This is a genomic window from Gluconacetobacter sacchari (genome assembly GCF_014174255.1).
GTDB classification, from domain to species: Bacteria; Pseudomonadota; Alphaproteobacteria; order Acetobacterales; family Acetobacteraceae; genus Gluconacetobacter; species Gluconacetobacter sacchari.
Window position 1 is genome coordinate 1 of the sequence record NZ_JABEQJ010000064.1, and the last position, 6,081, is coordinate 6,081.

The window sequence follows — 6,081 nt, forward strand, 5'->3', positions numbered from 1 at the left end:
CACCCGCCGCGCCACCGGCCCCCCGCCGCCCCGCCGCGCCCGATGACGGCCTGCCGCTGATCGACCGCGCGGCGCAGCAGGCGCACGCCGCCGCCGCCGCCGCGGCCACGCTGGCCGAACTGCACGCGGCGATGGCCGGATTCGGCGCCTGTAGCCTGCGCGACACGGCAACGCACACCGTGTCCGCGACCGGCGCGTCCCCCGGCCGCCTGCTGCTGATCGGCGAGCCCCCCGACGCGGCGGAAGATCGCGGCGGCACCCCCTTCGCCGGCCCGATGGGCGAATTGCTGGACCGCATGCTGGCCAGCATCGGGCTGGCCCGCGCCGACATGCTGCTGGCCCCGGTCATCCCGTGGCGGCCGCCGGGCGAACGCCCCCCCTCCGCCGCCGAACTGCGGATCTGCACCCCCTTCCTGCACCGGCTGATCGTCCTGGCCGCCCCCGCGCGGGTAATCGCGATGGGCAACACGCCGACACGGCTGCTGACGGGCGAAAACGCCGGGATCGCCCGCCTGCGCGGCCGCTGGCGCGACATCGTCATCCCCGGCCGGACGGCCCCGATCGCCCTGCTGCCGATGCGCCATCCCTCGCAACTCGGCGCCAGCCCGGCGGCCCGGCGCGACGCGTGGAAGGACCTTCTGCTGCTACGCACGACGCTGGACCACAACGAGGATACAGACCGAAACAGTAAGTAAATCCGGCGCTGAGGAATTTTGTCCGGATTGTGGCGAACACCCGGATTATTGCATCGCAATACACGTTTTATTCACCCGTGAATTCTCACCGGAAACGGTAATTTTAACGGCTGTTTAACCACCTCGCGCGGAACGCTTACTGTGGGCTCGCGTTCGAATATGGTTGCTTTTCCCCTCAACAGCCTTTAGAGCCCCGTCCGCCATGCGAGGGATCACACATACACCCCCACAGCGTGCGGTTCGCGCCTTTCTGGCCGGTGCCGCTTTTCTGGCCGGTGCGCTCGGTCCGCTTCGCGCGTCCGGCGCCACGGCGCAGCCGGCTGACGGCCATCCGCCAGGCGGCGACGAGCGGAACGAGGAAACCGCGATGGCGCTGCCCCGGATCGCGCCGCCCGGCGGCGGCGCCGTCGGGCTCGTCCGTCCGCTCGCCCCCGACGACGCCGCCCGCGTCCGCCGGATCTTCAGCCTGCAACATGCCGGGTCGTTCGACGCCGCGATCCGGGAAACCGCCGCCCTGCGCGACGACACCCTGCTGGGCGACATCCTGGCCGACCGCTACCTCAATCCCGGCTATCACCCCGCCCCCGGCCAGTTGCGCCTGTGGCTGCACAGCTATGCCACGCTGGCCGACGCGCCGGCGATCCATGGCCTGCTGGCCGGCCTGTCGCCGCGCGGCGCCGCCCTGCCGCCCATCCCGGCGACGACGGCGCTGGCGCCCGGCGTCGGCGCCGCCCCCGTGCGCCTGCCGGAGGAAGACGACCCGGCCAGCCGCGCCTTCACCCGCAATCCGCTGCTCGACCGCACGGTGCGCGAGCGGGCCGAACAGGGCGCCAAGGGCGCGCGCAGCGCCCTGCACCTGATCCGCGTCACGCCGGGCCTCAGCCCCCTCTACGGCGCGCAGTTGCGCGCCGAGGTGGCGATGGCCCTGTTCAGCGCCGGCGACACCGCGCTGGCACTGAAAACGGGGCAGGACGCCTTTCTCGACTCCTCCGGCCGGATCGGCCTCGCCGGCTACGTCGCCGGCCTGGCGGCCTGGCGGCGCGGACGCGCCGACATCGCCGCCCCATTGTTCGAAGGCGCCTCCCGCGCCGAACTCACCGCCGCCAGCGTCCGCGCCGGCGCCGCCTTCTGGGCGGCCCGCGCGCACCGCAATACCGGCGACCTGGCGGCATGGCGGCCGTGGCTGCATCGCGCGGCCGCCACCCCGCACACATTCTACGGCCTGCTGGCCGCCCAGCTTCTGGGCCTGCGCCCGGCGCAGGCCGCCCGGTCCGCCGGCACGCATCTGGCCGACGACCGGGCCATGCTGCATGCCGGCGCCCCGGTCATGGGCGAAATCGACGTGGAAGCCGTGGCGGCAACGCCCGCCGGCCGCCGCGCCTTCGCCCTGCTCCAGGTCGGCGAGACCGCACGCGCCGAGGCCGCCCTGCGCCGCCTGTGGCCCGACATCCAGGGCGATGCCGCCCTCTGCCGCTCAGTGCAGCTTGTGGCGGATACCGCCGGGCTGAAGGGCCTCTCGACCCAGCTCGCCACGCTCCTTGCGACCCGGGAGGGCGGTCAGGCCAGCCCCGCCAGCCGCCTGCCGCTGCCGCGCCTGGCGCCGGGCCACGGCTTCCGCGTCGATCCGGCGCTGGTCTATGCCCTGACCCGGCTGGAATCCAATTTCGACAGCGGCGCGGTCTCGGGGGCCGGCGCCCACGGGCTGATGCAGCTCATGCCGGTGACCGCCAGCTTCGTGACCGGCCAGACCGGGCGCTTCGTGGCCACACCCGCCCTGCTGCACAACCCGGCGGTCAACCTGGAAATCGGGCAGCTCTACATCCTCTACCTGGCGCATCTGAGCGAACAGCATGACAAGGCCCATAACACGCCGGGCGGCGACCTGCTGCACCTGCTGGCCAGCTATAATGCCGGCCCGACGGCGATCGCCCGCCAGGACGATCCGGACGAGTACGGCGACGACCCGCTGCTGTTCATCGAGAGCCTGCCCAGTACCGAAACCCGCGATTACGTCCGCCGGTCACTGACCTATCTGTGGCTCTATGCCGACCGACTGGGCCTGCCCACCCCGTCGCTGGAAACCCTGGCCCGCAACGAATGGCCCGCCTTCGCCGCCGAACGCGACCTGGCCGGCCACCCGTTCCGCACCATTCATTAAAGGCCCCGGTCATTAAAGGCCCCGGCCACCCCCGGGCCGAACACGGGCCATCTCAATTCTCGGCCAGCACCTGCCTGCTGGCCCGCACTTTCTGCACCCTGCGGTGGTCCATCTCCAGCACCTCGAACAGCCAGCCGGAGAACGCGACCTTGTCGCCCGCCGCCGGCACCCGGCGCAGCAACGCCAGGATCAGCCCGGCCAGCGTGTGATAGCTGCCCTCGTCCGGCAGGTCGGCCAGCGCCAGCCGGTCCTTCACGTCGTCCGCCGGCATGAAGCCGTCCAGGATCAGGATATCGTCCTGCGCCAGCCGCTCCTTGGGCGTGCTGCCCGGCTCGTGATGCTCGCCCACGATGGCCTCGAACAGGTCCGAGGCGGTGACGATGCCCTCGAACGATCCGTATTCGTCCAGCACCACGGCAATCCCCAGCGGGATCGAACGCATCCGCTCCACCATGTCGAAGGCCGACAGCGTATCCGGCACCACCACCGGCTTGCGCAGCACCGATTCGATCGAGACCGGCCGCCCGTCCAGCATCCGGTCCAGCATGTCCTTGGCCAGGATCACGCCCACCGGATTGTCCACCCCCCCCTCGCACACCACGATCCGCGAATAGACGGTGGCGCGCAGGGTGCGGCGCAGTTCCTCCTGGCTGACCCCACGCTCGATCCAGAACAGCTCGTTGCGCGGGGTCATGATCGCCCGCACCGGCCGGTCGGGCATGCGCAGCAGGCGCTCGATCATGTCGCGCTCCTCCTGCTCCAGCACGCCCGACTGCGCGCCCTCGGCGATATAGGCCTTCAGTTCCTCCTCGGTCAGGGCCTGCCGCGTCGCGGGGGCTACCCCCATCAGGCGCAGCACCAGGTTCGACGACCGCCCCAGCAGCCAGACGGCCGGACGCGTCACCCGCGCCAGCCCCTCCAGCGCCAGCGACAGCCGGGCGGCGATGGCTTCGGGATGGCGCAGCGCGATCTGCTTGGGCACAAGTTCGCCCAGCACCAGCATCAGCGATGTTATGACGACCACCACGATCGCGATCGACAATTCGGCGGCGAACGGCCGCAGGATCGCAAAGCGCGCCAGCCACGGCGTCAGCGCGCCCTCGATCTGCGTGCCGCCGAACGTGCCTTCCAGGATCGAGACGAGCGTGATCCCGACCTGCACGGTCGGCAGGAAGCTCTGCGGATCATCGGCGAGGCGCAGGGCCCGCTCGCTGCCCTTGACGCCCGCCCGCTGCATGATGGTCAGGCGCGCGCGGCGCGCCGAGATCAGGGCCAGTTCCCCCATGGCGAAGACGCCGTTGACGAGAACCAGAAGAAGAATGACGGCGATGGACATGATCATGATGCCGCCCAGTGTAGTGCGACATCCGTGAAACCTGAATACGACAATGGCGGGACCATCCGGCCCCGCCATTGATTCGCCATTTCTTCATCGTACCGGACGAAATGCCCGGTCGGCGGTCCGGGTCAGTCGGCGGCGTCGGCCGCCTCGACCGCCGGCGCGTCCACCACCGTCACGCGCGGCGGCTTGGCCGGCTTCTTGGCGGCGGAGATCTCGGCCATGCGCGCATCGACATGCTGGGCGAACACATATTCCGCCGGCCGCTGGTTGGCCAGCGAGATCTCGGGCGCCATCGGCTTCTCGGTCTCGGGCCCGAACAGCGCGACCTTGGCGATGTGCCACGGCCGGCGCACCGCATCCATCACCGCCGTCGATTCATATCCGGAATGGACCATGCAATCGGCGCATTTCTCGTAATTGCCGGTGCCGTAATCATCCCACTTGGTATCGTCCATCAACTCCTGGAACGTCTTGGCATAGCCCTCGCCCAGCAGATAGCACGGGCGCTGCCAGCCGAAGACGTTGCGCAGCGGCTTGCCCCACGGCGTGCAATGATACTGCTCGTTGCCGGCCAGGAAGTTCAGGAACAGCGGCGACTGGGTGAAGCGCCACTTCCTGCCCTTGCCCAGGCGGAAGACGTCGCGGAAAAGCTGCTTGGTCTTCTGGCGATTCAGGAAGTGCGCCTGGTCCGGCGCGCGCTCGTAGGCATAGCCGGGGGCGGTCATGATGCCGTCCACGCCCATGGCCATCACCTCGTCGAAGAAGGCGGCAAGGCGCTTGGGATCGGCACCGTCGAACACGGTGCAGTTGATCGACAGGCGGAAGCCCCGGGCCTTGGCCTTCTTGATCGCGGCCACGGCGCGCTCGTACACGCCATCCTGGCAGACCGAGGCATCATGCATCGCCTGGTCGCCGTCCAGATGCACGTCCCACGAGAAGAAGGGCGACGGCTCGTAATCGTCCATCTTCTTTTCGAGCAGCAGCGCATTGGTGCAGAGATAGACGTATTTCTTGCGCGCGATCAGGCCCCGGATGATCTCCGGCATCTCCTTGTGCAGCAGCGGCTCGCCCCCCGCGACCGCGATCACGGGCGCGCCGGCCTCGGTGTCCGCGTCCAGGCATTCCTGCACGGTCATGCGCTGGTTCAGGATGGCGGCGGGATAGTCGATCTTGCCGCATCCCGCGCAGGCCAGGTTACACCGGAACAACGGCTCCAGCATCAGGACGAGCGGATAACGCTTTCGGCCGGTCACGTGCTGCTTCACGACGTAAGCGCCCACCCTGACAGCCTGCATAATAGGAACGGCCATGAAAACCCTCTGCTCCTGCGCCGGCCCCCTGGGCCGGCCTCTCTCAAATCATGTGACCTGTATTATGGACACGCCCACGCGGCAGATAACAACCCGGCACGATCATAGCCGTGCGCGAAAGACATGGCGAGGTTGCGGACATGCGACGCCACGCGATCCCGTTCCGGGGGGTATAGGACGGAAAGGGTCCTATACTCAATTCCCTTCACATGCACTGTGACCGATTGACCACAGCCGGCAGGGAGAGTCTGTATTTGCTTCCGCTACGGGAGTAGAATCCGAACTGTAACAGACCGGCAGGCGTTAGGTTCGCCCAGCCCGGACAACGTCGCAAGAACAGAATGGACCGGACAGGCCGCCCCCGGCCGATGCCCGGCAAGCACAACGGACGTACTTGTCATGAACCAGCCCCCCTCATCCCCCTCCGCCGGTGTCGCCGGGACCGCCGGCGCCGGACAGGTGCCGACGAAGGGCCGCTTTCCGCTTCTGGACCGTGTGACGTCGCCGCGCGACCTGCGCAACCTGTCGGTGGAGCAGTTGCGCCAGTTGGCCGAGGAATTGCGGGCCGAGACGGTG

General features: G+C 69.1%; 4 protein-coding genes. 2 read left to right on the plus strand and 2 right to left on the minus strand.

Going from position 1 to position 6,081, the window contains the following annotated elements; genetic code table 11:
- Window positions 1-695: uracil-DNA glycosylase (locus HLH48_RS22310; protein ID WP_182999653.1), on the plus strand; the 695-nt coding region annotated here is incomplete at its 5' end.
- Between the two features lie 202 nt (window positions 696-897).
- On the plus strand, window positions 898-2,853 hold the full coding sequence (locus HLH48_RS22315) for a lytic transglycosylase domain-containing protein (RefSeq protein ID WP_182999654.1): 1,956 nt from the start codon (window positions 898-900) through the stop codon (window positions 2,851-2,853).
- A gap of 52 nt (window positions 2,854-2,905) precedes the next feature.
- Here HLH48_RS22315 and HLH48_RS22320 read toward each other — a convergent pair whose 3' ends face one another.
- Both HLH48_RS22320 and hpnH read right to left on the minus strand, forming a co-directional pair.
- On the minus strand, window positions 2,906-4,195 hold the full coding sequence (locus tag HLH48_RS22320; RefSeq protein WP_182999655.1) for a hemolysin family protein: 1,290 nt from the start codon (window positions 4,193-4,195) through the stop codon (window positions 2,906-2,908).
- Window positions 4,196-4,320: 125 nt separating this feature from the next.
- On the minus strand, window positions 4,321-5,505 hold the full coding sequence (hpnH, locus tag HLH48_RS22325; protein ID WP_182999656.1) for an adenosyl-hopene transferase HpnH: 1,185 nt from the start codon (window positions 5,503-5,505) through the stop codon (window positions 4,321-4,323).
- Between the last annotated feature and the right edge of the window lie 576 nt (window positions 5,506-6,081).

Excerpts from the sequence above, each read along its gene's own strand:
- HLH48_RS22315 (WP_182999654.1), top strand. The coding sequence starts at position 898 with ATGCGAGGGATCACACATACACCCCCACAGCGTGCGGTTCGCGCCTTT.
- HLH48_RS22320 (WP_182999655.1), bottom strand. The coding sequence starts at position 4,195 with ATGATCATGTCCATCGCCGTCATTCTTCTTCTGGTTCTCGTCAACGGC.
- hpnH (WP_182999656.1), bottom strand. The coding sequence starts at position 5,505 with ATGGCCGTTCCTATTATGCAGGCTGTCAGGGTGGGCGCTTACGTCGTG.